Origin of the sequence: Rhizobium sp. ZX09, from assembly GCF_017357485.1 — a bacterium.
Taxonomy (GTDB): Bacteria; Pseudomonadota; Alphaproteobacteria; order Rhizobiales; family Rhizobiaceae; genus Agrobacterium; species Agrobacterium pusense.
In genome coordinates, this window is sequence record NZ_CP031363.1 from 2410277 (window position 1) to 2435898 (window position 25622).

Sequence of the window (25622 nt, forward strand, 5' to 3'; positions counted from 1 at the left end):
AGAAGAGACGCGCGCAACGTGACTGATGCAAAAAAAATCGTGGTGCTCCTCAAGGGCTATCCGCGCCTGTCCGAGACTTTTATCGCCCAGGAATTGCTGGGGCTTGAAAAGGCCGGGCTGAAGCTCGAACTCATGTCCATGCGCCGGCCAACGGACAAGAAACGCCATCCCGTTCATGATGAGATCAGCGCGCCCGTCACCTACCTGCCGGAGTATCTGCATGAGGAACCTCTGCGTGTGCTGAAAGCCCTGTGGGGATGTCGCAAAAAGCCGGGCTTCACCAAGGCGCTTCGCCAGTTTCTCAGCGACCTGCCCCATGATCTCAGCCGCAACCGCTTTCGCCGTTTCGGTCAGGCGGCCGTGCTGGCCAATGAATGGCCGGAGGATGCCGGGTGGCTGCATGTGCATTTCATTCATACGCCCGCCTCAGTCGCGGCCTATACCCATCTCATCACGGGCACGCCCTGGACGATTTCGGCCCACGCCAAGGACATCTGGACCTCCAGCGACCGTGACCTTGCCGCCAAGCTGCAAAGCGCCCGCTGGGCCGTGACCTGCACTGCCGGCGGCTTTCGGCATCTGCAGACCCTTTCCGGGGTGAGGCAGAACGTGCATCTGAGTTATCATGGCCTCGATCTCACGCGTTTCCCGCATTTCGACACGCCGCGGCCGGCGAGAGATGGTTCAGATGCCGAGGATCCGGTCAGGATTTTGAGTGTCGGCCGTGCGGTCAAGAAAAAGGGAATCGATATTCTGTTGCGCGCGCTCGCCTCGCTGCCACGCAATATCCATTGGCGCTTTACCCATATCGGCGGCGGGGACGAATTGGCTGCGCTGAAAAAACTCGCGGACGAACTTGGCGTCTCCGATAGGGTCGTCTGGACGGGAGCCATGGACCAGAAGCAGGTGCTGGAGAATTACCGGCAAGCGGACCTCTTTGCCCTTGCCTGCCGCATCACCAGCGATGGCGACCGCGACGGTCTTCCCAATGTGCTGGTCGAGGCTGCAAGCCAGGCGATGACCTGCATCTCCACCAACATATCGGGCATTCCGGAGTTCTTCGTCAGTGGTGAAAACGGCCTGCTCACAGAGCCGGAAAATCCCGCGGCCTTCGCAGATGCCCTGCGCTTGGCTATTACCGATCCGCAATTGCGCCTGCGTCTTGGCAACGCCGCCGAAAACCGCGTGCGCACCGCCTTCGATCATCGCACCAGCATTGCCGAACTGAAGACGCTCTTCGAGACCGAATGGGAAAAGACACCATGACCGAGATGGAAAAGCGGCCCTGTGTTTTCTTTTATGTCCAGCATCTTCTTGGCATCGGCCATATAGCCCGCGCCAGCCGCATCGCCAATGCCCTTCAGGCGGATGGCTTCAACGTGGTTCTGGTGACGGGCGGAACGCCTGTCCCGGGATTTCCGGGTGAAGGCATCCGTCATGTCGAATTGCCGCCGATTGCCGTCAGCGATGGCAGTTTTGCCGGCCTGGTCGACAGTGCCGGCAAACCGGTCGATGACGACTTCAAGAGGCTCAGGACCGATATGCTGATCGGTGCCTATCATGGCGCCAAACCCGATATCGTCATCATTGAGGCTTTTCCCTTCGGCCGCAGGCAGGTGCGGTTCGAACTGCTTCCGCTTCTCGATGAGATCGAGGATAGCGAACCGCGCCCGCTCGTCATGGCGTCACTGCGAGATATTTTGCAGGAAAAAACCAAGCCGGGCCGGGATGAAGAAACCGTCTCGCTCGTAAAGAAACATTTCGACGCCGTGCTCGTGCACGGCGACCCGGATTTCACCCGGCTGGAAGATACCTTTCCCCTCGCCAGCGAGATACGTCAGCGTATTGTCTATACCGGCCTAGTGGCCCCGCTTCCACCGCCGGAACCGGTCGAGAAATTCGATATTGTGGTCTCCGCCGGCGGCGGCGCTGTCGGTGCGGCCCTTGTCCGGGCCGCCCTTGAGGCCGCGCCGCTGCTGGACAGTATCAAGAGCTGGTGTCTCGTCACCGGTCCCAATATGCCACAGGCGGATTTCGATGCGATATTGGCTGCGGCACCGGAAAATATCTCCGTTTTCCGCTTCCGCAAGGATTTCGCGAGCTTGCTCGCCGGCGCGCGCCTTTCGGTATCACAGGCCGGCTACAACACCGTCTGCGATATTCTTCAGGCAAAACGCCGTTCGCTCCTCATCCCTTTCGCGGCCGGCGGTGAAACCGAACAGAGCGCCCGTGCGGAGCGGCTGGCCGGGCTTGGGCTTGCCCATGTGCTGGAAGAGAAAGATATTTCGCCAGCCTCCATGGCCGAAGCGATCAAGGCGGCACTCGTCCTGCCGCCACCCGGTACGGTCCACCTCAATCTCGATGGCGCCGCCGGGACGGCTAGGACGCTGCATCGGCTTTATGATGAGCGGTAAGGATCGCCTTTAGTTCACGCACCGCTGCCTCATCCGTGACTTTGCGCCCCGCCCCGGTGAAACCGAGCTTCGCCAGGCGGCTTTCCGGATCATAATGAGGAACGGCGGAACAGGATGCGTGGATTTCGGTGATTGGAAGCCGGTCAAGCAGCGTCTGCACGCTTTGCGGACGCACGCCGGCACCCGGCATGATCGCGATCCGCCCGGCAGCGACCTCCGACAAGCGGGCCAGAGTCTCCACCCCTTCCAGCGCTGAACGTGCGCCGCCGGAAGTGAGAATTCTGGAAAAGCCCAGCGCAACGGCGGCCTCGAGGGCTTCATCCATGGCGGGAACGACATCGAAAGCCCGGTGAAGCGTCACATCCAGACCGTTGGCATGACGACGCAGCTCTTCGAGCAGCGGGAGATCGAGGGAGCCGTCCTCGCGCGATGCACCGAGCACCACGCCGGAAAGGCCCGCGGCGCGCGCCGCATCTATATCGCGTTTCATCACATCCGCTTCATCACGCGTGAAAACGAAATCGCCGGCGCGTGGCCTGATCATCACGCTGACGGGCAACCCATAAGCCGCAGCGCGGTGCATAAAGCCGACAGACGGGGTGACCCCGCCGCCGGACAGTGCCGCGCAAAGTTCGATACGGTCCGCCCCGCCTCTCACTGCGGCTTCCAAGCCGGCCACATCGTCCACGCAAATCTCGAGAATCATCATAGCCTCTTTCATTCGATGGCGGTTACCTGCGGCGACCGATCCCATCAAGGGCGTAGAGCATATAAACCCCGCCAATCCCGACGATCGCCCCGAGGATCGACGTTCCCGAATAATTGGAGACGAGCGTGCCAAGGGCAAAAATCAGGGCGCCCAGACCCGCTCCAAGAAAAATATTGACGGCGATCAGCGAACTGCCGAGGCCCGGCCGGTCCGCGATCAGTTCCTGCAGGTAGGTGATGGGTATGCTGATGATCGCGGCCGCCCCCAGTGCGCTGATGACGGTCTGGGCATAGATATGCCACGGCGCCGATGCGAGCCCCTGCAGGATCAGGTAAACAGCGTAAAGCAGTGCGCCCGCGGCAAGCGTCAGGGTCTGGGGCACCTTCTTTTCTATCCAGCCCCACAGCAAGATGAAAACGATTTCCAGCGCGGCGACGATACCGGCGACGATGCCGATATCGGCCACCGTACCCTTGGCTTGGCCGGTAATGATGAGGGAGCGCACGGAATCGTTCAAATGCAGCATCGAGCAGATCAATGCGATGGCGACGATCCGAAGCAGCACCCGACGCGATCCGATTTCACCAAGCGAGGCGCGCAGGCCAAAACGCGCTTCGGTATTGGCCGAGGCGGGCGTGGCGGCGCGCGGCAGGCAGAAGGCCACCAGCAGAAAACAGACGAGCGCGCAGATGCCCGAGAACAAAAACGCGGTCAGCATGTTTCCGGAATTCACCAGAAATACCCCCACGAGCCCCGGCACCAGCACCCAGGAAAGGGAGATCGTCGCCCGCATGATGGAATTCACCGCGATCATCTCGCCCGTCGAAAGATTGCGGGCGTCGGCGCGCACATGCGCAAAGATCAGCGAATTCATCGCGCCGAAAATTGGCAAAAGCACGAGTTTGGAGGCCACAAAGGCAGTGGCATTACCGGCGAGATACACCAGCAGGTAGCCGCTGACACCGAAAAGCGCGATATAGAGCATTGGCTTGCGATATTCACCCAGCCTGTCAGCGACGATGCCCATAAGTACGCTGGCGCTGACATTGATGACGGCGGCAAACAGCATCAGCAGCGAATAGACGGTGTTGCTGAGCCCGATTTCGCGAATGCCGATCACCGCCTGATAGGGCGCGGTCGCCGCATTCGAAAATCCGAAGAATAGGATGGCGAGCGCCCCGATGCGGATCGACGGATTGTTGATGACGATGGAAAGAGCCGACGGCATGGATGTTCGCCTGAGATGATCCGGCAAAGCCGGATCGCTGGATTGAAGCTACCGGACCGCTGTCATCGCCAGCGGACCGAAAGGGCAGGATTCGGGATATAATCGAAGTGCGGCTTCCAGGGATAAAAATCGCCCTCCCGACGGCGATTGGGAAGATTTTCAATATCCTGATTGATTACCCCCTCCGTCAACGCCATGAGGTTGGGATTGGCGATTGGCGCAAGCTCCGGCGACAGATAACCGGATTTCACGACCAGAAGCCGCACGTCCTTCGGATCGAAGCCAAGACGGGTAAAATCCGAAATCATGTGATAGGGCCGGCGACGGGCGGCCAGAATGACCGTGATTCCGCCGATGACGATCACAGCCTGTCGTTGATCCGCCGCACCGGGATCGTCCAGTGTCACAACCTCGGCTTCAACGGTGACGGACGGGCTCTTCGGATCAAGACTTCCGCCGATCTTCAGGGAAAGGATCGCGCCTTCGCCCGCCGCAAAACAGGCTTCGACCGCAGGCCTGTCGGTAATGCCGCCCAGCAATGCCCCCTGCCAGTCACGCGCAAGCAGCGCCGCCAGAACATCGGCGCGATCGCCCACCCCGCCGCCAGTGGGGTTATCGCCCGAGTCCGCCAGAATGATCGGCCGGGTGGTCGTCGTTTCCGCAATATCCAGAATTTTCGCGAGCGGCTCCGTCACAGGACCGAAATGAAAATCCTGCCGGGCGTCCCAGTAGGATTGCGCGATCTCGGCCGCAATTGCCTGTGCGGCCGCTTTATCCGTTCCCGTCACCACGGCGCAAGCGGTCGCTCTCGGTTCATCCGCCCAGACGTAGCCGATCATGAAATTCGCATCCCAGATGCCAGGGCGGGCGTCATGATCAGGAAGGAAAGCATAAAGGCTCCTGGCCGGCTCGTCTTCTGTGGAAGTCTTCTCGCCTGGCAGCAGGACGGGGATTTTCGCCCATGCGATGCCGGGTCTTGTCCCTGTCTCCAGGGCCCTGATCAACATCGTCCAGGCGCGCACCATCGTCTCCCGCACATCGATATGCGGCGCAGTTCGATAGCCGGCAAATATGTCGAGTTGATCGATGATCGTCTGGCTGACATTGCCGTGCAGGTCGTAGCTCGCGGAGATGACGACATCCGGTCCGACCACGGTGCGGGCGCTTGAAATCCAGTCGCCCTCCGCATCGTCCATGCCTTCAACATTCATTGCGCCATGCATGGCGAGATAAAGTCCGTCCAAGGGCAATGAGGCTTTCAGACGCTCGAGGAATTCCCGCTTGAAAGCGTCGTAGGCCGGGCGCGACACCGGACCGCCCGGCACCGCCCGGGCGTGCAGAAGCGGCAGCACCTCCGCTCCGCCTTCGGCGAGAAAGTTGAAATATTCGGCCTCCAGCAACTCCGCGCCGCGAAAGACGCGAAAATCCTCCTGTCCCATCAACACCGGCGAGTAGGTGCTGCACTCGGTATGGATTCCACCAACGGCAATACGCATGTCACCTTCCCCTTAATACACTGGACTAAAGGGAACGATGGCCGCAAAACGCAACCAATCCTTCTGCGCCTTCGGTGTCCAGGCCGCCTCGGCAATGGCCGGTAGCCGCGGGAAGACCAGATGGTTGAAATAGGCGCGGTTGAGGAAATGTTCTGACCAGATGCAGGCCTGAACGCCCTTCATCCTCTCCTTCAACTCCTCTGGAAAATCACCGATCGCCTCATAAGAGTAGGTGTGGGAAGGCGGAACGGTGCCGGCCCAGCTGGCACCCGGCTCCTGCCAGGCTTCGTCTTGAACCATGTCGAGATAATAGGCCTGCCCCGGGGTCATCACCACATCGTAACCCTGCCTTGCGAGTTCAAGGCCGACCTCCGGCTTCTGCCACGCCATCAGCAATGTTCCCGCGGGGTCGACGCCGCCGCCGTGCGAAACCTCGTCCCAGCCGGCCAGCTGACGGCCGCGCTCGTGCAACATGGCCTGAATGCGTTTCATGAAATGGGACTGGATACCGAAAGTACCATCCAGTCCCTCCTTTTCCATCAGCGCCTTGGCGAGTGGCGAGGCGAGCCAGGATCCGTCCGCAACCTCATCGCCGCCGATGTGGATGAGCCGAGACGGGAACAGCTCCACCATCTCGTCGAAAACCTTGCCGAGGAATTCGTAAGTGAGTTCGATGGCGGGATTGAGCGCGTTGTTAGGATATCCCTGCACGGAGCGATAGCTGTCAGGGGCTTCCTGCCCGTCCGTCAGTTCCGGATAGGCGACGAGGGCAGCCGTACTATGGCCGGGAATATCGACTTCCGGCACGATTTCCACATTCAGCGCCGCCGCATGGGCAACGACCATGCGCACATCGTCCTGGGTATAATAACCGGAGACCGGTTCCGCGCCGTTGCCAAGCTGCGGCAGAAGCGGCGCATCCGGGCCGCGTGTGGCGCCGACCGTGGTCAATAACGGATAAGCCTTGATTTCAAGACGCCACGCCTCGTCATCCGTCAGATGCCAGTGGAAGCGGTTCATGCGCAGCCATGCAAGAATATCGATGAGCCGCACGACATCCTGCGTCGGATAAAATTGCCGCGAGACATCCAGGTGGCAGCCCCGCCAGCTATAACGCGGCGCATCGCTGATAGTGCCGGACGCGGGAAAACGGAACCTCGGATCGAGACGTGCGCCATGCAGCAATTGCGCCAGAACCGTCAGGCCATACTGCAGCCCGGCAGCGGCCGAGTATTCCACGACAACAAAGTCAGAGGAAAAGGAAAGGCGATAACCTTCCGCCTCCAGTCCGCTATGCTGTTTGAAGTGCAGGGCCTTTCCCTCATGGACAGGGGCGAGGCTGAAGGGTGCGTGCCCGACGGCAAATAGCCTGCGGAACAGCGAAAGCACGGTCTCCACCGCAAGTACTTCCTCGGCCTTGGCACCTTCCGCCGGGAAAAGCGCGACGGGAAAGCCGTCGCCGGGTTCGGCATCGATTTCGGCAGGCCAGGGCTGGATGGCAAAAGGCAGAACAAGCTTGCCTTCCGGAAGCAGCACCGGCGCCGGCTCGCTGTGACGCCCGTCCAACATCAGGTCCCCAACATCAACGGCGCGATGCGTGCCGTCGGCAAGGCTGATATAGGCGGATTTTGCACCATCCGTGCGATGCCGGGCGGGCCTCAGCAACCCATCGACGGTGAAGCGCCAGGATTTGCCGGGTTCCAGCACGAAACCGGCAGGCGGCGCGAATTCATGGAAATTGGCGTTACGGCGCAGATAAACCGCATTGCCGCAAACCGGCTTGTCTACCGTCCGCGTCAACGACGTGTAAACGATGCGGAAATCCCTCAGCGGCTCTCGGGAAAGATTGATCAGCGTGAAGGTGAAGCCCCCGGATGCGGATTCCGCCAGTGGATGCCATGAATTTTCCAGACGATAGTTTGCGAGCGCCATGATGCTCCCCTTTTATTGCGCATTTGACCCTATGAGAGGGCTCGGTCAGTAGTGTTCGGATTGCGAGAAAGTGCGGGCCAGCGGCGCCTGCCCCGCCGTGAGACCGCAATCGACCGGCAGGCACACGCCGCTGATGGCCGCCGCCTGCGGTCCCGCCAGAAAGGCGACCGCGTTCGCCACGTCTTCGGGTTTCACGATGCGCTGCAGCGGATACCAGCGCTTCGCCTCCTCGAAGACCTGGGGATTGGCAGCGGCCCGCACTTCCCACGCCTGAGTGCGCACGGTGCCCGGCGCGACAGCGTTGGAACGGATACCGAATTTCCCGTATTCGACGGCGATGAGTTTCGTCAGGTGGATCAATCCGGCCTTCGCCGCGCTATAGGCTGGATGGCCAAAAACCGACATGCCGTTGACCGACGTAATATTGACGACGGAACCCTGTGTCCGCTTCAGCGAGTCTTCAAAAGCCCGAAAGCAGAGAAACGGTGCTTCGAGATTAAGGGCATTGTCTTGCCGCCATATTTCGGCGGTCGTGTCGTGCAGACTGACAGCCCTCGCGGCACCGGCATTGTTGACGAGTGTCGCCACATCGCCCAGCTCCGCGACGTCAGCCGCCAGCCTCGAAAGATCTGCAGGATCGGTGACATCGCAGGTTTTTGCAACGAACCCGGATCCGGAAAGCAGAGAAAGCGCGCTGGAAAGGGCTTCAGCATCGATATCAACCAGCACCACCTTCGCATGGCTTTCAGAAAGCGCCGCGGCAATCGCCCGCCCGATATCACCTGCCGCGCCGGTCACGATGGCGAGCTGGTCTTTCCTGTCCTTCATCTCCTGCAACTCCCTTGAAGTTTCATGACCCTGTTGCGGGTCTCGGGCCGAGCAGCCCACGTTTTCATCATCCCACCTTCAGTCGCCGAGCAATTGCTTGTCATCCGAATCGCGATGCTCCACGAGCTGCTGCTTGATGTGACGCAACGTCACCATCGATCTTTGCCGGTGGTGATAAGCAGCAAGCGTCGCCAGAACATCGACGGCGGCCAGATAGGCGTAGCGCGATGAAGTCGGGCGGAAGATATTGTTTCCCTCGGGCACGTTGACACCCACCACCATATCCGCGGCCGCGGCAAGCGGCGTGTCGCTCTGGGTAAGCGCGATGGTGGTAACCCCCATGTCGCGAGCCAGCCTGAAACACTTCACCAGCTCCATGTTGCGGCCGGAAAAGGAGGAGCCGATAATCACGTCCTCCTTTCGGGCCGCGGCGGTCATCATCAGCTGCATGCTGTGATCGGCGCTGGTGGAGACACGCAAACCCAGGCGAAAAAGCCGGTTCTGGATTTCCGAAGCGATCATTGAGGAATTGCCGCCCGCGCCGAAGGCATAGATCATGCCGCTATTGGCGATCTTGATCGCCGCTTCATCGGCAAGGGCAGGATCGAGCGTCCTGTGCAACAGGAAAAGTGCTTCCTGAGCCTTGGCAAGCACCTCTTCCGCAACGTCCGAGGGGCCGGTGCTGGACGGTTCGGAGGTGAGGTACCGGATACCGACATAAGCCGTCTTGGCGAGACTGACCTTGAAATCCGAAAAGCTCTGGCAGCCCAGCCGGCGGCAGAACCGCGTCACCGTCGGCGGAGACACTTCGGCGCGGGCGGCAAGTTCAATGATCGACGCATTGACGGCGAATTCGAAATCCGAAACCAGAATATCGGCAATCCGCCGCTCCGATTGCGAGAATTGTCCCCTGTCTTCCTGTATTCTTGCGAAAATATCCATGCTCACCGGTCTCCGTTCCGCCAAAACTTAAGGCTTGGCCCCGTTTCCGATGCACCCTAATCCAGGCCGCCCGTCAACCGAATAAAGCCGGGAACCGCCGTTGTTCCGTCCTCCCGAAGACACGCCTGACATCCTCAATATGAAAACAGTTTTCTGTGTTGATTGGAAGATGAGCATATGCCAACAATAATCACCAGAGAAATTTCTAATTCCTGAAAATAATTTCAACAACGGACCAGAATCATGCGCGATCCCTTCCAGAACCCCTTCGCCGAAACCGACAGCGCCCGCCATTCCATATGGGACATGCTGGTAACGCGAGACATCGACGCTTTCCTTGCAGCCGACTGGTCCAGGGTAGCGGATGATTTCGTTGAAGACGGCTTCCTCGGCATCAATGCCAGTCGGGATGCAAATCCTGACAACTGGCGCCTGTCTTTCCCCTCCCTTGCCGCCTATCGCGACGAATGGCTGCGGCAGGCGAAGGATTTCCAAACCCAGCAATTTGCTGAAGACCCACGCCATGCGATCTTCACCACCACCACGCTTGAGGAAATCGAAGTGGAAGGCGAAACCGCGCTGGTTCGCAAGAAATTCGACGGCGGAATTCGCAGGGCCGATGGCGGTTTCGACGTCATGAAGTGGCAGACGCTTTATTACTGCCGGCTGCATGAAGGACGCTGGAAGATCAGCGGCTTTACCGGCTACATGCCCAACCCCATGCCGTGATCCAACGGAGATGCTGGAGTTCAGTGAACGCCGGGCCAAAAGCCCGGCGTTATTTTTTCGCCCGGTGACGGGCAAAAATCGCCGGACACCGATCGCATCAGGAAAAGCCGGGCGCGTTAGGACAGAGTGCATGGCCCGACTCCCAGCCGTTATTGTATCAGCTTGAGGACGGAAAGATCGACGCGCCGCTCGAGAGCAATGCCGCTTTCGTCGAACAGGTGACAATCCGATGCCTTGATGCCGGTGACGATGGGCTCGTCCACCACAACGGGTGCGGAGCCGGAAAGCAGCGCGCAATAATTTTCACCTGTCGGCGCGACGCCATAGGCGATCGTGTTCACACCGAGCCGCTCGATGACACTGGGAGCCACCTTGATGTTGAGGTCCGCCGGCTCGAGGCCGGTATGTTCGGGGCGAATGCCAAGCGTTAGCTGCGCGCCTTCCAGAGCAGCGCGAGGTTCCACCGGCACGGTGATCGTCTGGCCCTCATAAGCCACCGTTACACCCTCGGGACCGACGGATTTGCAGGTGACCTTCAGGAAGTTCATTTTCGGATTACCGATGAACCCCGCGACGAACAGGTTCGCCGGCTTGTGATAAAGTTCGAGCGGCGCGCCCACTTGGGCGATTTCGCCGGCATTCAGCACAACGATGCGGTCCGCCATGGTCATGGCCTCCACCTGATCGTGTGTGACATAGATCATCGTTGCCTTGAGCGTCTTGTGAAGATTAGTGAGCTCGATGCGCATATCGGCGCGAAGGGCGGCATCAAGATTGGAAAGCGGTTCGTCGAACAGGAATATCTTCGGTTCACGAACGATGGCGCGGCCGATGGCAACGCGCTGGCGCTGTCCGCCGGACAACATGCCGGGGCGCTGCTGCAGGCGCTGGTCGAGCTGAAGAATCTTCGCAACGCTCTCCACCTTGTCCTTGATCTTGCCCTCTTCCATCTTTTCGACGCGCAAAGGAAAAGCGATGTTTTCGAAAACAGTCATATGCGGATAGAGCGCATAGGACTGGAAGACCATGGCGATACCACGCTTGACCGGCGGCAGTTCATTGACCTTCACGCCGTTGATGACGACGTCGCCGCCGGAAATATCCTCAAGGCCGGCGATCATGCGCAGCAAAGTGGATTTGCCGCATCCCGAGGGGCCGACAAAAACGACGAACTCGCCATCCCTGATGTCGAGCTGAACGCCCTTGATGACTTCGAAATGTCCATAGTTCTTGCGGACGTTGTTGAGATAAAGCTGACCCAAGACTTGCCTCTCCCGTCAGCGGCCGAAATCTGGCCGCATTCAGAGACGTTCCGGACAATGATGCGGAAACCGCGTCAGACCGGAACCGTTGAAAAACACGAGAAAGAGCAGCCACAGGGGGCGGCGACCAATCTCACGGCGAAACGGACCGGTTGCGGGCATTACGCCCGCAACCGTCGCAATCGGATTATTTATATTGCTCGAGAGCGCCAGAAGCCTTCTTTGCCGCATCTTCCGGCGTTGCCTTGCCGGTAACGACAGACTGAACCATCTCGATCATCACGTCCTGGAAACCCTTGTAGTCCGTGAAGAGCGGCTCCGGCCCACCATAGGCGATACCGTCGATCAGCGGCTTCCAGAAGGGATCCTTCGCAACGAATTCGTCTACCTTGGCAGACGGACGCAGCGGGGTGAGGCCCGCGCCGCCCTGCAGCTCATATTCGCCCTGGGGGCCGGGCGACGTGATGAACTTCGCAAATTCCGTCGCCTTTTCTTCAACCCCGGTTCCCTTGAAGATCGCCAGGCTGTCGGTGATGAGCAGCGTGCCGGGACCCTTGGCTTCCGGGCCGAGCGGCAGGGTCGCGATACCCCAGTTGATCTTGGTTTCCTGCAGACGTGTTGCGGCGCCCGAGCCGGCCTGGATCATGCCGACCTTACCATCGAGGAAGATGGCGCGGATTTCATTCTGCTCATAGGCCGTTGGGCCTTCCACGGAATAGGGCGTGATGTCCTTGTAGGCCTTCAGCGCCGCGACAACCTGCGGGCTGTCGACCGTGATCTTGTCGCCGTCGATCACCTTGCCGTTGTTGGTATAAACCCAATGCATGAACTGGTGCATGGTATTGTCGAAGGTCTTGGCGGGGAGGCCGTAACCGGCAATACCCGTCTTTTCCTTGATCTGCTTGGCGAAAGCTATTTCTTCAGCCCATGTCTTCGGCGGCACTTCGGGATCGAGACCAGCCTGCTTGAACAGGTCCTTGTTCCAGTAGAGCGCCTTGGTCGAGAATGCGACGGGAACGCCCCACTGCGTGTCCTCGAACGTCACCGTGTCGACGATGTTGGGGTAATAGCTCTTCTTTTCGTCTTCGGTCATCGGCACCGGAACGATCAGATCGTTCTGCGCGAACTGCTTCAGCGTGCGCGAACCGACATAGGCCATGGCGACGGGCGTGCCGGCGGCGGCAAGCGTTGTCGCCTTGTCCTGGCACTGCGCCCAGCCGACGACCTCGGGCACAACCTTCCAGCCCTCGTTCTTGCCTTCCCATTCCTTGATGTATTTTTCGTGGATCGGGTCCATCTTGTCGCCGCAATAGATCCAGCTGATCTCCTTGTCGGCCGCGTGCGCCGTCACCGTGGTAAGGGCAGTGGAACCGGCAAATGCGAAAGCGCAGAGCGCCAATCCGTAATGTTTCAGTGCCATAGGTAGTCTCCCGTTTTGGTGGTCGTTCCGGTTGTTGTTTATTTCACCGCGCCGGCGGTCAGCCCGCTGACGAGATATCGTTGCATGAAGAAGATCACGACCATGGCCGGCGCAATGCCGACGAAGCTGGCCGCCATCAACTCATTCCAGATGACTTCCTGACGACCGAAATAGGCGAAGAGGCCGATGGGCAGCGGCATATATTCGGTCTTGGAATTGAAAGTGAGCGCGAAGATGAACTGCTGCGCATAAGCGCCGATGAAGGTTGTGATGGAGACCACGGCGATACCCGGCATCGCAAGCGGCAGGATCACCCGACGGAAGGTGTAAAAGTAGCTTGCGCCATCCACATAGGCCGCCTCTTCCAGTTCCCGCGGGATACGCAGCATATAGGTGCGCAAAAGCCAGATCGCGGTCGGGATCAGGAAAGCGGCTCCGGGAATGATCATCGCCAGATAAGTATTCAGCACACCCATATTGCGCATCAGCCGGTAAAGCGGGATCAGGAGCACGGCGCCGGAGAACATGTTGATCGCCAGAAATGCACCGAGCAATTGCCCGCGGCCGCGAAACTGGAACCGGGCGAAGGCATATGACGCCGGAACCACCAGAAGCAGAACGATGATCGTGGAGATCGTCGAAATGAAGAACGAGTTGAAGACGTAGCGGGCAAAGCCCGGAACGCTGACCCACATGGTACGGTAGGCCTCGAAGGAACCGTTTGTCGGCCAGAACTTGTAAGGCGAGGAAAACAGCAGGCTGAGCGGTTTCAGCGAAACCAGGAATCCTTCGACGAAGGGCGCCAGCACGAAGGTCAGGAACACGGCGATACCGCAATAAATCCCGACAATTTCATACCACCTGTAGCGGTTGATCATCGCATTCTTGTCGGTCATCGGCTGGCCTCCTGCGAGATGCGGCTGGTAATGCGGAAGTAGAAATAGGTGAAGATCGACAGGAAGATGCAGATCAGCACGGCGCGCGCGGCACCTTCACCATATTTGTAAGAGCCGATCGCCGTCTTGTACGTGTCGATGATCATGGTCGTGGTCTGGCCGGTCGGTCCGCCCTGCGTCAGGATCCAGATGATATCGAAGGAATTAAAGGTCGAAATCAACGAGATCATCGACATGGTAATCATCGCGGGCAGCATCAGCGGCAGCGTGATGCGGCGGAAGCGGTAGAGGCGGCTTGCCCCGTCTGTCCATGCGGCCTCGTAGAGATCCTGCGGAATGGCCTGGATGGCCGCCAGCAGATAGAGCGTCACCATCGGCACGCCGATCCAGACGTCAGTGACGATCGTTGCCCAGAATGCCGTTCTGCCATAGGCGAGGAATGCGACCGGACCATCCACCAGACCGAGGTTCTGCAGCACGCCGGAAATCATGCCGAACTGGCCGTTATACATCCAGCCCCACATGAAGATGCCGATAGCCATCGGCACGATCCACGGCGGCATTGTCAGGATGCGAAACAGCGCCCGGCCGGGAACGGCGGAGTTCAGCAGCACTGCACCAAAGGTGCCGATGATCATCTTTATCGAGACGGAAAAGAACGTCCAGATAAAGGTCCGCGTGATGACATCGGCAAAAGTAGCGTTGAAGATCTTCTCGTAATTGATGAAGCCGACCCAATTTGTCGTTTTCCTGAGCGACGCATCGGTAAAGGACAGGATGAAGGTATCGACAAGCGGATAAGCAACGATAACCGTGATGTATAAAAGCGCCGGCAAAAGAAGGAGCCAGGCAAAGACGACAGCGCTGCGTTTCGCTTCCATCGCGCCGCCCCTCAAGCCGTTTTCACGGCGGGGGATTTCGGCTGCCCATGCAGGGCCAGATCATATGCCTCCCAAACCGGCTTCAGATCGACCACCTTGCGGCCATGACGCGCTTCATCCATCGCAAGCGCCAGAATACCGGCCTCAATTGCGTCGAGTGCGGAAACCGGAAGCGGCGCGCCCTCTACGACATGGGCGATGACGTCCTCCGCCATCTGCTCGTCCGCACCATAATGCTGCGAGAGCGTGGTTGCCGCCGAATAGGTCTTGGCCAGGGTCTTTTCATTGGTGCGGGCATTGTGCACGTTGAGAAAACCGCGCACGAAATCGCCCTCCGCCATGCCCTTGGCGCCGATGACGCAGAAACGGCGGAAATCATCGGGAACGTTGAGATTGGTATGGAAAGCGAGCGAAGCGCCATTTTCATATTCGACGATCGCCGTCTGGTAATCGATGATATCGCCGTCACTGTCGAAAACCTTGTCGGATCCCATCCAGCCGCTCGGCTTGCGATGGTAAACCTCCATGTCGTTGATGCCATCATTCTGCGGCGCATTGGCCGGCGTGAAGCTTTTGCGCCCGCCAAAGCTCGATACGAAACGGGGTCGCGCGCCGACAACACCATTGTAGAGATCGAGATCGTGGCAGCATTTTTCGAGCATGAAGGAGCCGGAATAGTGCTCATAACGCCGCCAGTCGCGCATGAAGAATGCGCCGTGATAGGGCGGAATATGCTCGGAAGCCTCGATGGAAACGACATCGCCAAGCTTACCTTCAGCCTGTGCGGCGCGCAGATCGCGGTAAAGCGGCGAATATCGCAGAACGAGACCCACCAGCAACCGCTCGTGACCATGCTTGTTGAGGAGCCGGGCAAGTTCGAGGCTTTCCTCGATGCTGACGACGATCGGCTTTTCGGAGAAGATGGTGCAACCCGCCTCAAGACCGATGCGGATATGGTCGAGATGCATGTGGTTCGGCGAACCGATCATCAGGAGATCGAATTTTTCATTGGCGATCAAGGCCTCGGGGCTGTCGTAAGCCTTGCCGGCCGAGATCCCCTTTTCCTTGAGACCCGGCAAGCCCGCCGGCGCCGGATCGACATAACCGACGATCTCGAAATCCTTGTCGATCTCATGAAAAACGTAGCCCAGATAACCGAGACGGAATCCGAGTCCGATAATTCCCACCTTCATGAACTTTGTTCCCTGCTCATTCGTAAATAATTTTCGCAGATTCAGCCAATTCTCCGCTGGCTATTCAGTTATCTGCGATAATTTCCAACCATGATGAAATTAGTTTTCAAAACGGTCAAGCAAAATTCGATTTACTCTGGCAAGTCGCGGATATGAAACCGATTCTTCCAGGCCAGCAGGACGCGCAACAGCTATTCACCGGCAACCGATGCCAAAACAATACCAAAAAAATGCCAATCGTCTAGAGCAATTACAATGCTCAGAAAATTTTTTTGGTTAATGCGGAAATTTCGATCATAAGGCCTTAAATTGAGGCATTAGAACGAAAAAAGCTCCGATTAATAATACAAGTTCGCCAATGGTTCTATTTTGGTATTGCTGATCGCGACTTGTGTGGTATAGCCAGAAGCAGCCATATCGTATTGTAACAGAGGTTATGGATGAACGGGGCAGCGCTTAATCTGGAGGATCTGCAATCGGGTGGCGGCCCGCTTTACCTAAAGCTGCGCCAGACGATTGAAGACGCCATCAATGGTGGCCGCCTGAAACATGGTGATGCCTTGCCGCCAGAGCGCGACATTGCGGAAAGTGCCTGCGTCAGCCGCGTCACGGTGCGCAAGGCGGTGGATGACCTCGTGCGCGACGGCCTCCTCGTCCGGCGGCACGGTTCCGGTACCTTTGTCGTCAAGCCGATCACCCGCATGCAACAGCCTCTGACCAAGCTCACTTCGTTTACGGAGGACATGCGCCGGCGTGGCATGACGGCGAGCACCCGCTGGCTGGACAGAGGCCTCTTTCACCCCACCGGCGACGAAATGATGGCGCTTGGCCTTTCACAATCGGCCATGGTGGCGCGGCTCACCCGTCTGCGCCTTGCCAATGACCAGCCGATCGCGCTCGAAGTCACGAGCCTGCCAGGCGATATTCTGCCCGACCCGCAACAGGTCGAAAATTCGCTCTATCTTGTGCTTGAGAAAAGTGGCATTCGCCCGGTGCGCGCCATCCAGCGCATCTCTGCCCGTAACCTTACCGATGAAGAAACCCTGCTGCTTGGCGTTCCGCCGGGCTCGGCAGCGCTTTCCGTTCAACGAATGGCCTATCTGGAAAGCGGGCGCCTCATGGAAATATCCCGTGCGCTGTACCGCAGCGACGCCTATGACCTCGTCGCCGAACTGACGATGGGCCCCGAGTGACCACCAGTGATCAAGGACAGAAACAATGACAACCCTGATGCGCCAGGAAATCGATGAGATTCCCGATGCAGTCGCCCGCCTGCTCGACAATGCCAATTCGGACTTCCAGGAAGCCGGCGCCAAGCTGAAGGCCCGTGATCCGGCCGTTATCGTCACCATCGCCCGTGGATCTTCCGATCACGCCGCCCATTTCCTGAAATATGCCATCGAACTGCAGACCGGGCTTCCGGTCGCCTCGCTCGGCCCGTCGCTCGCCTCGATCTACCAGACGAAGCTGCGGCTGGAACGGGCGGCGGCCATTGCCGTTTCGCAATCGGGCAAGAGCCCGGATATCGTCGCCTTGGCGCAAAGTGCGCGCGATGGCGGCGCGCTCACTTTCTCGCTCGTCAACACCCTGCCATCTGCGCTTGGCGATGCCGCCGATCACGCGATCGATATACAGGCTGGCCCGGAAAAAGCCGTGGCTGCCACCAAATCCTTCGTCAACTCCATCGTTGCCGGTCTCGCGATCCTTGCCGAATGGACGGAAGACAACCTGCTTGCCAAGGCGATCAGCGCCCTGCCGCAGAATTTCGCCCGGGCCGTCGCCCTTGACTGGAGCCACATCGGTGAGGCGGTCAAGGGTGAGGAATCGCTTTATATGCTTGGCCGTGGTCCTGCCCTCGCCATCGCCGCGGAAGCCGCGCTGAAATGCAAGGAAACCTGCGAACTGCACGCGGAAGCCTATTCGTCGGCGGAAGTCATGCATGGCCCGGTTTCGCTGGTCGCGCCGAGATTTCCGGTCATCGCCTTTGCCGCCCGTGACCGCGCCGAGACCTCCGTGACGGAAATTGCCGCAAATCTCTCCCGCAAGGGCGCCAATGTTTTCGTTACATCCTCAAAAGGCAGCCCCGCCAAGTCCCTGCCCTTCGTGGAAACCAACCATCCGCTGACCGATGCATTGTTGTTGATCGCGCCGTTTTACGGCTTCATCGAGCAATTGTCGCGCCTGCGCGGCTTCAACCCGGATGCGCCGGTGGCGTTGAAGAAGGTGACGGAAACTCAATGAGCGGCATCAAGGCATTTGTCGGCGCCCGCATTTTCGATGGTGCCGCATGGCACGACGACAGGGTGCTCGTGACCGTGGATGGCCGTGTCGGCGACATCAGTGGCCGCATGTCCGCACCGGCAGAAGCCGAGATCATCGACGCGCCAGGATTGCTGATCACGCCTGGCTTCATTGACCTTCAGGTCAACGGCGGCGGTGGGGTGATGTTCAATAACCAGCCGGATGCGAAAGGAATAGCCCGGATCTGCTCCGCCCATGCGAAATTCGGCACCACGGCGCTGATGGTCACGCTCATCACCGACCGGCCGGATATCACATTGCGAGCCGCCGAAGCGGGCATTGACGCCCAAAGAGAAAGGGTGCCCGGTTTTCTCGGACTGCATTTCGAGGGTCCGCATCTTTCGGTTACCCGCAAGGGCACACATGATCCGGCACTGATCCGCAAAATGGAAGCGCCTGATCTGGCGGTGCTGACCGGATGCAAGGCAAAACTCCCCTTCGTGATGACGACCGTTGCCCCAGAGAATGTAACCTTGGAACAGGTCAGGGCGCTGGCAGAAGCCGGCATCGTCGTCAGTCTCGGCCACACGGACACAGGACTCGACATGGCGACTGCCTATGCCGAAGCAGGTGCTTCGATGGTCACACATCTTTTCAATGCCATGAGCCCGCTCGGTCATCGCGAGCCGGGGCTCGTGGGGGCGGCACTTTCAAACGGCAAGCTCGATTGTGGATTGATCGCCGACGGTTTCCATGTCGATCCGGCCGCGATGGGCATTGCGCTGCGCGCAAAGAATGGCCCGGCCCACATCTTCCTCGTCACGGATGCCATGTCGACTATCGGCACCGACGATGATGGTTTTGAACTGAATGGCAGGCGTGTCTATCGCAACGGCGGCCGGCTGACGCTTGAAGACGGTACGCTGGCGGGGGCGGATATCGATATGCTCTCCTGCATTCGCTTCATGCACGAAAAGCTGGACACGCCGCTGGAAGAGGCCTTGAGAATGGCGTCCGCCTATCCTGCCGAGGCAATCGGCGCTTCTGGCAAAGGCAGACTTCTGCCTGGTTTCGATGCGGATTTTGTCATGCTTACACCTGACCTTCAGATGCATTCGACATGGATCGGCGGAGATAAGATCCACGATGCAGCACGCTCCGGAGGCTGAATCATGATCGTTTGTTTCGATATAGGCGGGACCACCATCAAGGGCGCGATTGCCTATGCTCCTGACGATATTCGTCCCGTGCCGCGCATCCCGACGCCAAAGACCAGCTTTGAAGACTTTGCCGCTGGCCTGAAATCCGTCATCGACAATAGTGGCGGCACACCCGCCTGCGTGTCGCTGTCGATTGCCGGCGTCATCGATGCCGACACCGGCAGGGCCACTGTCGCCAATATTCCAAGTATTCATGGCCGCGCGCTGAAGGACGAACTGGAACAGGCGCTGGGCCTTCCTGTCATCGTCTCCAACGATGCCGACTGTTTCGTGATGGCCGAATCGGAGATCGGTTCGGGGCGGGGCCATCGCGTGGTTTTTGGCGTCATCCTCGGAACCGGTGTCGGCGGAGGTCTGGTGATCGACGGCCGGCTCATCAACAGCGAGGGTGGCTTCGCCGGCGAATGGGGCCACGGACCCGTGGCTGCAACGCGGGCCGGCAACCCGCCGGTCGAGTTGCCTCGGTTCGAATGCGGCTGTGGCCTCACGGGTTGTGTCGATGCCATTGGCAGCGCCCGCGGCATGGAAAAGCTTCATATGCATCTCCACCGGCAGGACATGACCAGCGAGGAAATCATCGCAGCCTGGCTGGGCGGCAACCCGGACGCCGCAAGAACCATCGATATCCTTGTCGATATTCTCGCTTCGCCGCTGGCGATGGTGATAAACGTCACCGGGGCAACCATCGTGCCGGTCGGCGGCGGCCTGTCAAACTCCAGGGAACTGCTTGCCACACTGGATGAAGCGGTCAGAGCTCGAATTCTCCGTCGCTTCGCCCGGCCGCTTGTCGTACCTGCCATCTGCAGGATTGAACCGGGACTGATCGGCTCGGCCGTTCTCGGGCTTAAACATGCACGGGTGATCGAAGAGGCCTGACCGGACGCTTGCACGCCACCGAAGGATCAACGGGTCAACTTCTCCCGTCGGAAACCGAGGCCGATCAAACGGCCGGCGAGATGGGCGAGAAGCGGAACGCGGGCAATGATGCGCACGAAAGCGGGGGGTCCTTTCGCCTTGCGGCTATCGCCCTGATCCTTCTTCCGGCTGCTGCGCATCATCAATTGCAGCTTTTGTGTCGCCTTTGTCGGAAATGAGCGCCGCGCTTCGATGGCCATCAATTCCCGCTCGCCTGGCTTTTCGCCCCGCGCAAGAACGGGAATGAGAATATTTGCGGCGGCAACGGCATCCTGAATAGCAAGATTGACACCGACGCCGCCAATGGGCGACATGGCGTGAGCCGCGTCACCGATGCAGATGAGGCCAGGCTTCCACCACCGCTTCAGCCGGTCGATCCTGACCGCCAGCAGATGCACATCCTCAAAGGTCTGAAGTTCGAGAAGCCGTTCCTGCGGCAGCGGGCACACTTTCGCCACCGCATCGCGGAACGCTGCGATACCCTGAACCTTCATCTCGGCGAAGGTTCCGCGGCGGACAACAAAACCGCACTGCCAATAATCGCCGCGATCTATCAGGACGAAACCCTGCTGGGGGCCGGCATGCCCCATGGTTTCCGCCGGATCGCCCGGCTGCCTGGATAGTTTCATCCAGAGAACCTCCGTCGGCTGCCCGAAGCTTTCCACCAACAGACCTGCTTTGTCCCGCACGATTGAATTGCGGCCATCCGCCCCGATCACGAGCTCGGCATCGATCTCCAGCGGCCCGTCGGGCGTATCCGCCACGAGACCCGCAACAACGCCATCGCGCTCGCGCAGACCCGAGACACCTGCATTCATAAGCAGCGTGAAATTCTCATATTGCCCTGCCTTGCCGGCAAGAAAGCTTAGGAAATCCCATTGCGGCATGAAGGCGATGAAACGGTTTCTCGCAGGCAGTCGGGAAAAATCGGCGATGGTGACCGTCTGACCCGCAATCTCGGCATGAAGTTTCTGCGCTCTCGTATGCGGCAGCGCCAGAAACTCCCGAATGAAGCCTAGCTGCTCGACAATATCAAGAGTGGAAGGATGAATGGTATCGCCCCGAAAATCACGCAGGAAATCGCCATGCTTTTCAACGATGGTGACATCGATACCTGCTCTCGCAAGAAGGAGCCCGAGCATAAGCCCGGCAGGGCCAGCGCCGGCAATAGCAACCCTTGTGATGATCCGCTTCCGCTCTGGCATTTCGGCGTCAAGGCCCCCGGCAACCATACGATCCCCCACCACCATCAAGTCTTTTGCGCAGGTAAGGCCACGTTTTTCGGTTGCGGCCACCCCTGTGCGTCGAACCGGAACAACATGTCGGACCTGGCGAAGATAAAGGCGAAGGCCATGGCCGTCCACATGCCGAGCAGCAGCCCGGCCGCCACATCGCTCGGATAATGCGCGCCGACAATGACACGTGAGACGCCAATCACAAGGGCAAGCAGAAGAAACGCCCAGCGAAAGCGCGGCATAAGCATGGCAAAGACACCGAAAAACGCCCCGGCAGCCGTGGAATGGCCGGAGGGAAAGCTTTCATAAAGATTGTCTCCGGTGAAGGGTGTGAGGCTATACGCCCCCATTTCCAGAAGGAGCTCCGGTCGCGCCCGGCCGATCAGGAACTTTAGCGTATGAACGAGAATGCTCGCGGTCCCGATTGTCAGAAAGAAATAGGAGAGAAGCCGCCACGCTGTCCGCAACCGGCCATGATAGGTCTGCGCGCTGAGAACCCGCGCCGCGACATAGGCGAGAATGGCCAGCGCGCCGGTGGAATAAAGCATCCAGCGGAAAGTTCCGAAATCGGTAATCGCACGATTAAAGGATACCACTGCACCGGGCAACGCCTGCGCGCTTTCCGAGAGGCGCGGATCAAAAGGGATAAAGGCCGCAACCAGCACAAGGCTCGCCGCAAAAATCCATCCGCTGGAAACGAGAAAACGCCGCATCAATATCCTCTCATCGTTTTTCTTGCATATGGCTTTGCCATCCGCAAAAACAATAGGCTGGCTTTGTCCTTGTTATGGCTTGTTTTCGCGGGTAGAGGCTAAAGCATATAGCCCGAAAACGTGCAGTACCTTCGGGAGAACGGCACGCCCGAAGAATTGCGACCAGCAACGGACCGACGGACTGAAAATGACGAATGCCAGTGAAATGCCCCGCAAGCTGACGATCTTGGGTTCGACGGGTTCGATCGGCTCCAATACGCTGGATGTGGTCCGTCAACTGGGCGGCAGGGGCCAATTCGAGATCGTGGCTTTGACCGGCGCCGGGAATATCGCCCTTCTGGCGGAGCAGGCGCGACAATTCGGCGCGGAGCTTGCCGTTACCGCCGAGGACGACAAATACGAAGACCTCAAGTCCGCTCTCGCAGGAACGGGCATAAAGACCGCGGCAGGCAAATCCGGTCTTGAAGAGGCTGCTTCGATGGATGCCGGCTGGGTGATGGCGGCCATTGCCGGAACCCCCGGTCTGGCCCCCACGGTGACTGCGGCCAGGCGTGGCGCAGATATCGCCCTCGCCAACAAGGAGTGCCTCGTTTCGGCGGGCGATGTTTTTATACGCACGGTCAAGCAGGGTGGCGGCAGGCTGATCCCGGTCGACAGCGAGCACAGCGCAATCTTCCAGTGCCTCACGGGCGATCACAGAGAGGCTGTGGAACGCATCATCCTGACGGCTTCCGGCGGCCCGTTCCGCACATGGTCGCGCGAAGAAATGGCCAATGTCACGGCGGACGTCGCCCGCGCCCATCCCAACTGGTCAATGGGGTTGAAGGTTTCCATCGGCAGCGCCTCCATGTTCAACAAGGGACTGGAGATGATCGAGGCGAAATATCTCTTCGATCTCAGGCCCGATCAGGTTGAGGTAATAGTCCATCCGCAGTCGATCGTGCATTCGATGGTTGGCTACAGCGACGGCTCTTATATCGCGCAGCTCGGATCTCCCGATATGCGCACCGCCATTTCTTACGCCCTTACCTATCCTGAGCGCGGACAGCTGAACGTCGAACGGCTGGATTTCGCAAAACTGGCGAGGCTCGATTTCGAGGCGCCGGATGAGGCACGGTTCCCGGCACTTCGGCTGGCGCGAACCGCGCTGGAGCGCGGTGGCTTACAGGGTGCCGCCCTGAACGCCGCCGAGGAGACCGCCTTTCACGCCTTCGTCGACGGGGCCATCGGTTTCCTCGATATGGCGGAAATCGTGGAAACGGTCATGGACCGGATGGATGACGGCCGCAGCGCTGGCACGATCGAAGATGTATTCGCGGCAGATAAGGAAGCTCGCCGCCATGCCGGCGAACTCATCTCCACCAAAGAAAAGGCCGCGTAAACGCGGCCCGATTTCCCTGTCCGAAGAGTTTCCTTACGCCACCGCACGCGCCAGCGCACAATGCGACCAGAGTTGATGCAGCGCGCCGACCAGATGCTCGATGTCCGCGTCGCTATGCAGTGGGGTCGGGGTGATGCGCAGACGCTCGGTCTTACGCGGCACGGTCGGATAATTGATCGGCTGCACATAGACGCCGTGACTGTCGAGCAGGATATCAGATATCCATTTGCACTTGGCAGCATCGCCCACCATGACCGGCACGATGTGGCTTGGATTGTCCATATGCGGAATGCCGCGCGCATCGAGAAGTCCACGCAGCTTCCGCACGCGGTCCTGATGCCGGGCCCGCTCGAAAGGGCTTGCCTTCAGATGCTGGATCGAAGCAATCGCTCCGGCGGCGAGCGACGGCGGCAATGCCGTGGTGAAGATGAAGCCGGAAGCGAAGGAGCGGATGAAATCGCAGACCGCGGTGGAGCCAGTAATGTAACCGCCCATGACGCCGAAGGCCTTGCCGAGCGTTCCCTCGATGATCGTCAGGCGATCCATCAGGCCTTCGCGCTCGGCAATGCCGCCGCCGCGCGGGCCGTACATGCCCACAGCGTGGACTTCATCGAGATAGGTCATGGCGCCATAACGATCGGCAAGATCGCAGATTTCCCTGATCGGCGCGATATCGCCGTCCATGGAATAAACGGATTCGAAAGCGATGAGCTTCGGCGCGTTCGGATCAGCGGCCTGGAGCTTGGCCTCGAGGTCCTCGAGATCATTGTGCTTCCAGATCACCCGCTCACAACGGCCATAACGGATGCCCTCGATCATTGAGGCATGGTTGAGCGCGTCCGAAAAGATGATCAGGCCAGGTATCTTCTGGCCGAGCGTGCCGAGGGTAGCCCAGTTGGACACATAGCCTGAGGTGAAGATCAGCGCCGATTCCTTGCCATGGAGGTCAGCAAGTTCGCGCTCGAGCAGGACGTGATAGTGGTTGGTGCCAGAAATATTCCGGGTGCCTCCCGCACCCGCGCCACAGTGATCAATGGCGGCTTTCATGGCTTCGACAACCTTCGGGTTCTGGCCCATGCCGAGATAGTCGTTGGAACACCAGACAGTAACGTCCTTGCGTTCACCATTGGCGTTATACCGGGTCGCGCGGGGGAAATTGCCCTGCTGGCGTTCGATATCCGCAAAAACGCGATAGCGTCCCTCAGAATGCAGGCTTTGCAGTTCCGTCGTGAAAAATGCCTCGAAGTCCATGCCATGCTCCAGAATTGACCAGCTCGTTCTCTGCCTCGTTGCCGGGACCGTCAACCCTTCCGGGCTATTTTAGCCGCCACTGCGTCAATTCGCCGTTGTTTTGAACCATTCCAATAAACCGTTTATAGCCGCTCATGAAAAGCGCAAAATTGATTCACATCAAAAAAGCGGATTTTTGGAACCTTTTTTGCGCCGCGCCGTTGTTTGGGGCACAATCGATTTACGCTCGGAGGAATGCCTTAAGTGGAGGCTTCCCTAAACGACATCGAATTGTTAGTTATCTGTGGCGGTCGGAGGTAGCAGTCGCCGCAGATAAATATGGGACGCCTACCGAGCCAAAGAGCTCATTGTAACGTTGGAGAGAGTTTCATGAAAAAGGCAATCATATTTGCGCTGGTCGGCCTGTCGCTCGCAAGCTGCACGCAGACTGAAAAGGGTGCTTCGATTGGTGCCGTTTCCGGCGCCGTTATCGGTGGCGCGGTCACTGGCAACGTTCGTGGCGCAGCTGTTGGCGCAGCGATCGGTGGCGTCGGTGGTGCTTTGATTGGCAACGCTTCCGAGCCGGGCTATTGCTATTACCGCGACCAGTACGGCCAGCGTTACACGGCACGTTGCCGCTAATCGCTTCGCGAAATACCGTTGCACAGAAGCCCCGGTCATCCGGGGCTTTTTGCGTTATGGGCTGCAAAACAGATGCCGAGGGTCCTCAAAGCCGTTTATTTATGATTAAATTGCA

At 59.1% G+C, this 25622-nt stretch carries 23 protein-coding genes; 9 read left to right on the forward strand and 14 right to left on the reverse strand.

What is annotated here, in order from left to right; genetic code table 11:
• Positions 1-18 precede the first annotated feature (18 nt).
• Together BTN45_RS11910 and BTN45_RS11915 are read left to right on the forward strand one after the other, a co-directional pair.
• On the forward strand, positions 19-1266 hold the full coding sequence (locus BTN45_RS11910; RefSeq protein ID WP_207587998.1) for a glycosyltransferase family 4 protein: 1248 nt from the start codon (positions 19-21) through the stop codon (positions 1264-1266).
• Positions 1263-2414, forward strand: coding sequence for a glycosyltransferase (locus BTN45_RS11915; protein ID WP_207588000.1), 1152 nt, complete (start codon positions 1263-1265; stop codon positions 2412-2414). Before BTN45_RS11910 ends, BTN45_RS11915 begins: the two co-directional genes overlap by 4 nt.
• Here the strand turns inward: BTN45_RS11915 and BTN45_RS11920 are convergent.
• The 6 genes from BTN45_RS11920 to BTN45_RS11945 form a co-directional block, all read right to left on the reverse strand.
• Positions 2380-3120 carry a copper homeostasis protein CutC gene (locus tag BTN45_RS11920; protein WP_207588002.1) on the reverse strand — a complete coding sequence of 247 codons (741 nt, stop codon included), beginning with the start codon at positions 3118-3120 and terminating at the stop codon, positions 2380-2382. The genes BTN45_RS11915 and BTN45_RS11920 overlap by 35 nt on opposite strands.
• 25 nt (positions 3121-3145) lie before the next feature.
• Positions 3146-4351, reverse strand: a complete 1206-nt coding sequence (locus BTN45_RS11925; protein ID WP_004443711.1) for an MFS transporter — start codon at positions 4349-4351, stop codon at positions 3146-3148.
• Positions 4352-4413: 62 nt separating this feature from the next.
• Entirely contained in the window at positions 4414-5847 is a 1434-nt protein-coding gene (locus tag BTN45_RS11930; RefSeq protein WP_006700667.1) for a M81 family metallopeptidase, read from the reverse strand.
• 12 nt (positions 5848-5859) lie between these two features.
• Entirely contained in the window at positions 5860-7779 is a 1920-nt protein-coding gene (locus BTN45_RS11935; protein WP_207588004.1) for a beta-N-acetylhexosaminidase, read from the reverse strand.
• A gap of 45 nt (positions 7780-7824) precedes the next feature.
• Positions 7825-8607: an SDR family oxidoreductase gene (locus tag BTN45_RS11940; protein ID WP_207588006.1), complete on the reverse strand. Its 783-nt coding sequence runs from the start codon at positions 8605-8607 to the stop codon at positions 7825-7827.
• Between the two features lie 78 nt (positions 8608-8685).
• Complete coding sequence (locus tag BTN45_RS11945; protein WP_006698207.1) at positions 8686-9549, reverse strand: MurR/RpiR family transcriptional regulator; 864 nt, start codon at positions 9547-9549, stop codon at positions 8686-8688.
• A gap of 243 nt (positions 9550-9792) precedes the next feature.
• Between BTN45_RS11945 and BTN45_RS11950 the strand changes: the two genes are divergently transcribed.
• Complete coding sequence (locus BTN45_RS11950) at positions 9793-10278, forward strand: hypothetical protein (protein ID WP_207588008.1); 486 nt, start codon at positions 9793-9795, stop codon at positions 10276-10278.
• 149 nt (positions 10279-10427) lie between these two features.
• On the opposite strand, the gene ugpC is transcribed toward BTN45_RS11950, so the two are convergent.
• The 5 genes from ugpC to BTN45_RS11975 all read right to left on the reverse strand — a co-directional run bounded on the left by ugpC (position 10428) and on the right by BTN45_RS11975 (position 15930).
• Positions 10428-11540: a sn-glycerol-3-phosphate ABC transporter ATP-binding protein UgpC gene (gene ugpC, locus BTN45_RS11955; RefSeq protein ID WP_022556917.1), complete on the reverse strand. Its 1113-nt coding sequence runs from the start codon at positions 11538-11540 to the stop codon at positions 10428-10430.
• Positions 11541-11727: 187 nt separating this feature from the next.
• Positions 11728-12960 carry an ABC transporter substrate-binding protein gene (locus BTN45_RS11960; protein ID WP_037090252.1) on the reverse strand — a complete coding sequence of 411 codons (1233 nt, stop codon included), beginning with the start codon at positions 12958-12960 and terminating at the stop codon, positions 11728-11730.
• Between the two features lie 38 nt (positions 12961-12998).
• Positions 12999-13856, reverse strand: a complete 858-nt coding sequence (locus BTN45_RS11965) for a carbohydrate ABC transporter permease (RefSeq protein WP_004443724.1) — start codon at positions 13854-13856, stop codon at positions 12999-13001.
• Positions 13853-14737, reverse strand: a complete 885-nt coding sequence (locus BTN45_RS11970; protein ID WP_004443728.1) for a sugar ABC transporter permease — start codon at positions 14735-14737, stop codon at positions 13853-13855. Before BTN45_RS11970 ends, BTN45_RS11965 begins: the two co-directional genes overlap by 4 nt.
• 11 nt (positions 14738-14748) lie before the next feature.
• The gene (locus BTN45_RS11975) at positions 14749-15930 is read right to left on the reverse strand and encodes a Gfo/Idh/MocA family oxidoreductase (protein WP_004443731.1); all 1182 of its coding nucleotides are present in this window, start codon (positions 15928-15930) and stop codon (positions 14749-14751) included.
• Between the two features lie 440 nt (positions 15931-16370).
• On the opposite strand from BTN45_RS11975, the gene BTN45_RS11980 reads away from it, so the two are divergent.
• The 4 genes from BTN45_RS11980 to BTN45_RS11995 are packed head-to-tail and all read left to right on the forward strand — an operon-like array spanning position 16371 to position 20267.
• Complete coding sequence (locus tag BTN45_RS11980; protein ID WP_112765618.1) at positions 16371-17123, forward strand: GntR family transcriptional regulator; 753 nt, start codon at positions 16371-16373, stop codon at positions 17121-17123.
• 25 nt (positions 17124-17148) lie between these two features.
• On the forward strand, positions 17149-18171 hold the full coding sequence (locus BTN45_RS11985) for an SIS domain-containing protein (protein WP_004443735.1): 1023 nt from the start codon (positions 17149-17151) through the stop codon (positions 18169-18171).
• The gene (gene nagA, locus BTN45_RS11990) at positions 18168-19340 is read left to right on the forward strand and encodes an N-acetylglucosamine-6-phosphate deacetylase (protein ID WP_207588016.1); all 1173 of its coding nucleotides are present in this window, start codon (positions 18168-18170) and stop codon (positions 19338-19340) included. Before BTN45_RS11985 ends, nagA begins: the two co-directional genes overlap by 4 nt.
• A gap of 3 nt (positions 19341-19343) precedes the next feature.
• A complete protein-coding gene (locus BTN45_RS11995; protein WP_006698215.1) occupies positions 19344-20267 on the forward strand; it encodes an ROK family protein in 924 nt (307 codons plus the stop codon).
• 26 nt (positions 20268-20293) lie between these two features.
• On the opposite strand, the gene BTN45_RS12000 is transcribed toward BTN45_RS11995, so the two are convergent.
• Entirely contained in the window at positions 20294-21511 is a 1218-nt protein-coding gene (locus BTN45_RS12000; RefSeq protein WP_246751689.1) for an FAD-dependent oxidoreductase, read from the reverse strand.
• A gap of 44 nt (positions 21512-21555) precedes the next feature.
• Positions 21556-22254 (reverse strand): phosphatase PAP2 family protein, encoded by a 699-nt coding sequence (locus BTN45_RS12005; protein ID WP_207588025.1) that lies wholly within the window; start codon positions 22252-22254, stop codon positions 21556-21558.
• Between the two features lie 187 nt (positions 22255-22441).
• Between BTN45_RS12005 and dxr the strand changes: the two genes are divergently transcribed.
• Entirely contained in the window at positions 22442-23635 is a 1194-nt protein-coding gene (dxr, locus tag BTN45_RS12010) for a 1-deoxy-D-xylulose-5-phosphate reductoisomerase (protein ID WP_207588027.1), read from the forward strand.
• A 33-nt stretch (positions 23636-23668) separates the two neighbouring features.
• On the opposite strand, the gene hemA is transcribed toward dxr, so the two are convergent.
• Positions 23669-24886, reverse strand: a complete 1218-nt coding sequence (gene hemA / locus BTN45_RS12015; protein ID WP_004443751.1) for a 5-aminolevulinate synthase — start codon at positions 24884-24886, stop codon at positions 23669-23671.
• 369 nt (positions 24887-25255) lie between these two features.
• Here hemA and BTN45_RS12020 point away from each other — a divergent pair, with 369 nt between their 5' ends.
• The gene (locus tag BTN45_RS12020; RefSeq protein ID WP_004443753.1) at positions 25256-25507 is read left to right on the forward strand and encodes a YMGG-like glycine zipper-containing protein; all 252 of its coding nucleotides are present in this window, start codon (positions 25256-25258) and stop codon (positions 25505-25507) included.
• Positions 25508-25622: the final 115 nt, after the last annotated feature.

Coding starts and splice junctions, on each gene's coding strand:
- BTN45_RS11915 (WP_207588000.1), top strand. CDS start 1,263: ATGACCGAGATGGAAAAGCGGCCCTGTGTTTTCTTTTATGTCCAGCAT.
- BTN45_RS11920 (WP_207588002.1), bottom strand. CDS start 3,120: ATGATTCTCGAGATTTGCGTGGACGATGTGGCCGGCTTGGAAGCCGCA.
- BTN45_RS11925 (WP_004443711.1), bottom strand. CDS start 4,351: ATGCCGTCGGCTCTTTCCATCGTCATCAACAATCCGTCGATCCGCATC.
- BTN45_RS11930 (WP_006700667.1), bottom strand. CDS start 5,847: ATGCGTATTGCCGTTGGTGGAATCCATACCGAGTGCAGCACCTACTCG.
- BTN45_RS11935 (WP_207588004.1), bottom strand. CDS start 7,779: ATGGCGCTCGCAAACTATCGTCTGGAAAATTCATGGCATCCACTGGCG.
- BTN45_RS11940 (WP_207588006.1), bottom strand. CDS start 8,607: ATGAAGGACAGGAAAGACCAGCTCGCCATCGTGACCGGCGCGGCAGGT.
- BTN45_RS11945 (WP_006698207.1), bottom strand. CDS start 9,549: ATGGATATTTTCGCAAGAATACAGGAAGACAGGGGACAATTCTCGCAA.
- BTN45_RS11950 (WP_207588008.1), top strand. CDS start 9,793: ATGCGCGATCCCTTCCAGAACCCCTTCGCCGAAACCGACAGCGCCCGC.
- BTN45_RS11960 (WP_037090252.1), bottom strand. CDS start 12,960: ATGGCACTGAAACATTACGGATTGGCGCTCTGCGCTTTCGCATTTGCC.
- BTN45_RS11965 (WP_004443724.1), bottom strand. CDS start 13,856: ATGACCGACAAGAATGCGATGATCAACCGCTACAGGTGGTATGAAATT.
- BTN45_RS11970 (WP_004443728.1), bottom strand. CDS start 14,737: ATGGAAGCGAAACGCAGCGCTGTCGTCTTTGCCTGGCTCCTTCTTTTG.
- BTN45_RS11975 (WP_004443731.1), bottom strand. CDS start 15,930: ATGAAGGTGGGAATTATCGGACTCGGATTCCGTCTCGGTTATCTGGGC.
- BTN45_RS11980 (WP_112765618.1), top strand. CDS start 16,371: ATGAACGGGGCAGCGCTTAATCTGGAGGATCTGCAATCGGGTGGCGGC.
- BTN45_RS11985 (WP_004443735.1), top strand. CDS start 17,149: ATGACAACCCTGATGCGCCAGGAAATCGATGAGATTCCCGATGCAGTC.
- nagA (WP_207588016.1), top strand. CDS start 18,168: ATGAGCGGCATCAAGGCATTTGTCGGCGCCCGCATTTTCGATGGTGCC.
- BTN45_RS11995 (WP_006698215.1), top strand. CDS start 19,344: ATGATCGTTTGTTTCGATATAGGCGGGACCACCATCAAGGGCGCGATT.
- BTN45_RS12000 (WP_246751689.1), bottom strand. CDS start 21,511: ATGCCAGAGCGGAAGCGGATCATCACAAGGGTTGCTATTGCCGGCGCT.
- BTN45_RS12005 (WP_207588025.1), bottom strand. CDS start 22,254: ATGCGGCGTTTTCTCGTTTCCAGCGGATGGATTTTTGCGGCGAGCCTT.
- dxr (WP_207588027.1), top strand. CDS start 22,442: ATGACGAATGCCAGTGAAATGCCCCGCAAGCTGACGATCTTGGGTTCG.
- hemA (WP_004443751.1), bottom strand. CDS start 24,886: ATGGACTTCGAGGCATTTTTCACGACGGAACTGCAAAGCCTGCATTCT.
- BTN45_RS12020 (WP_004443753.1), top strand. CDS start 25,256: ATGAAAAAGGCAATCATATTTGCGCTGGTCGGCCTGTCGCTCGCAAGC.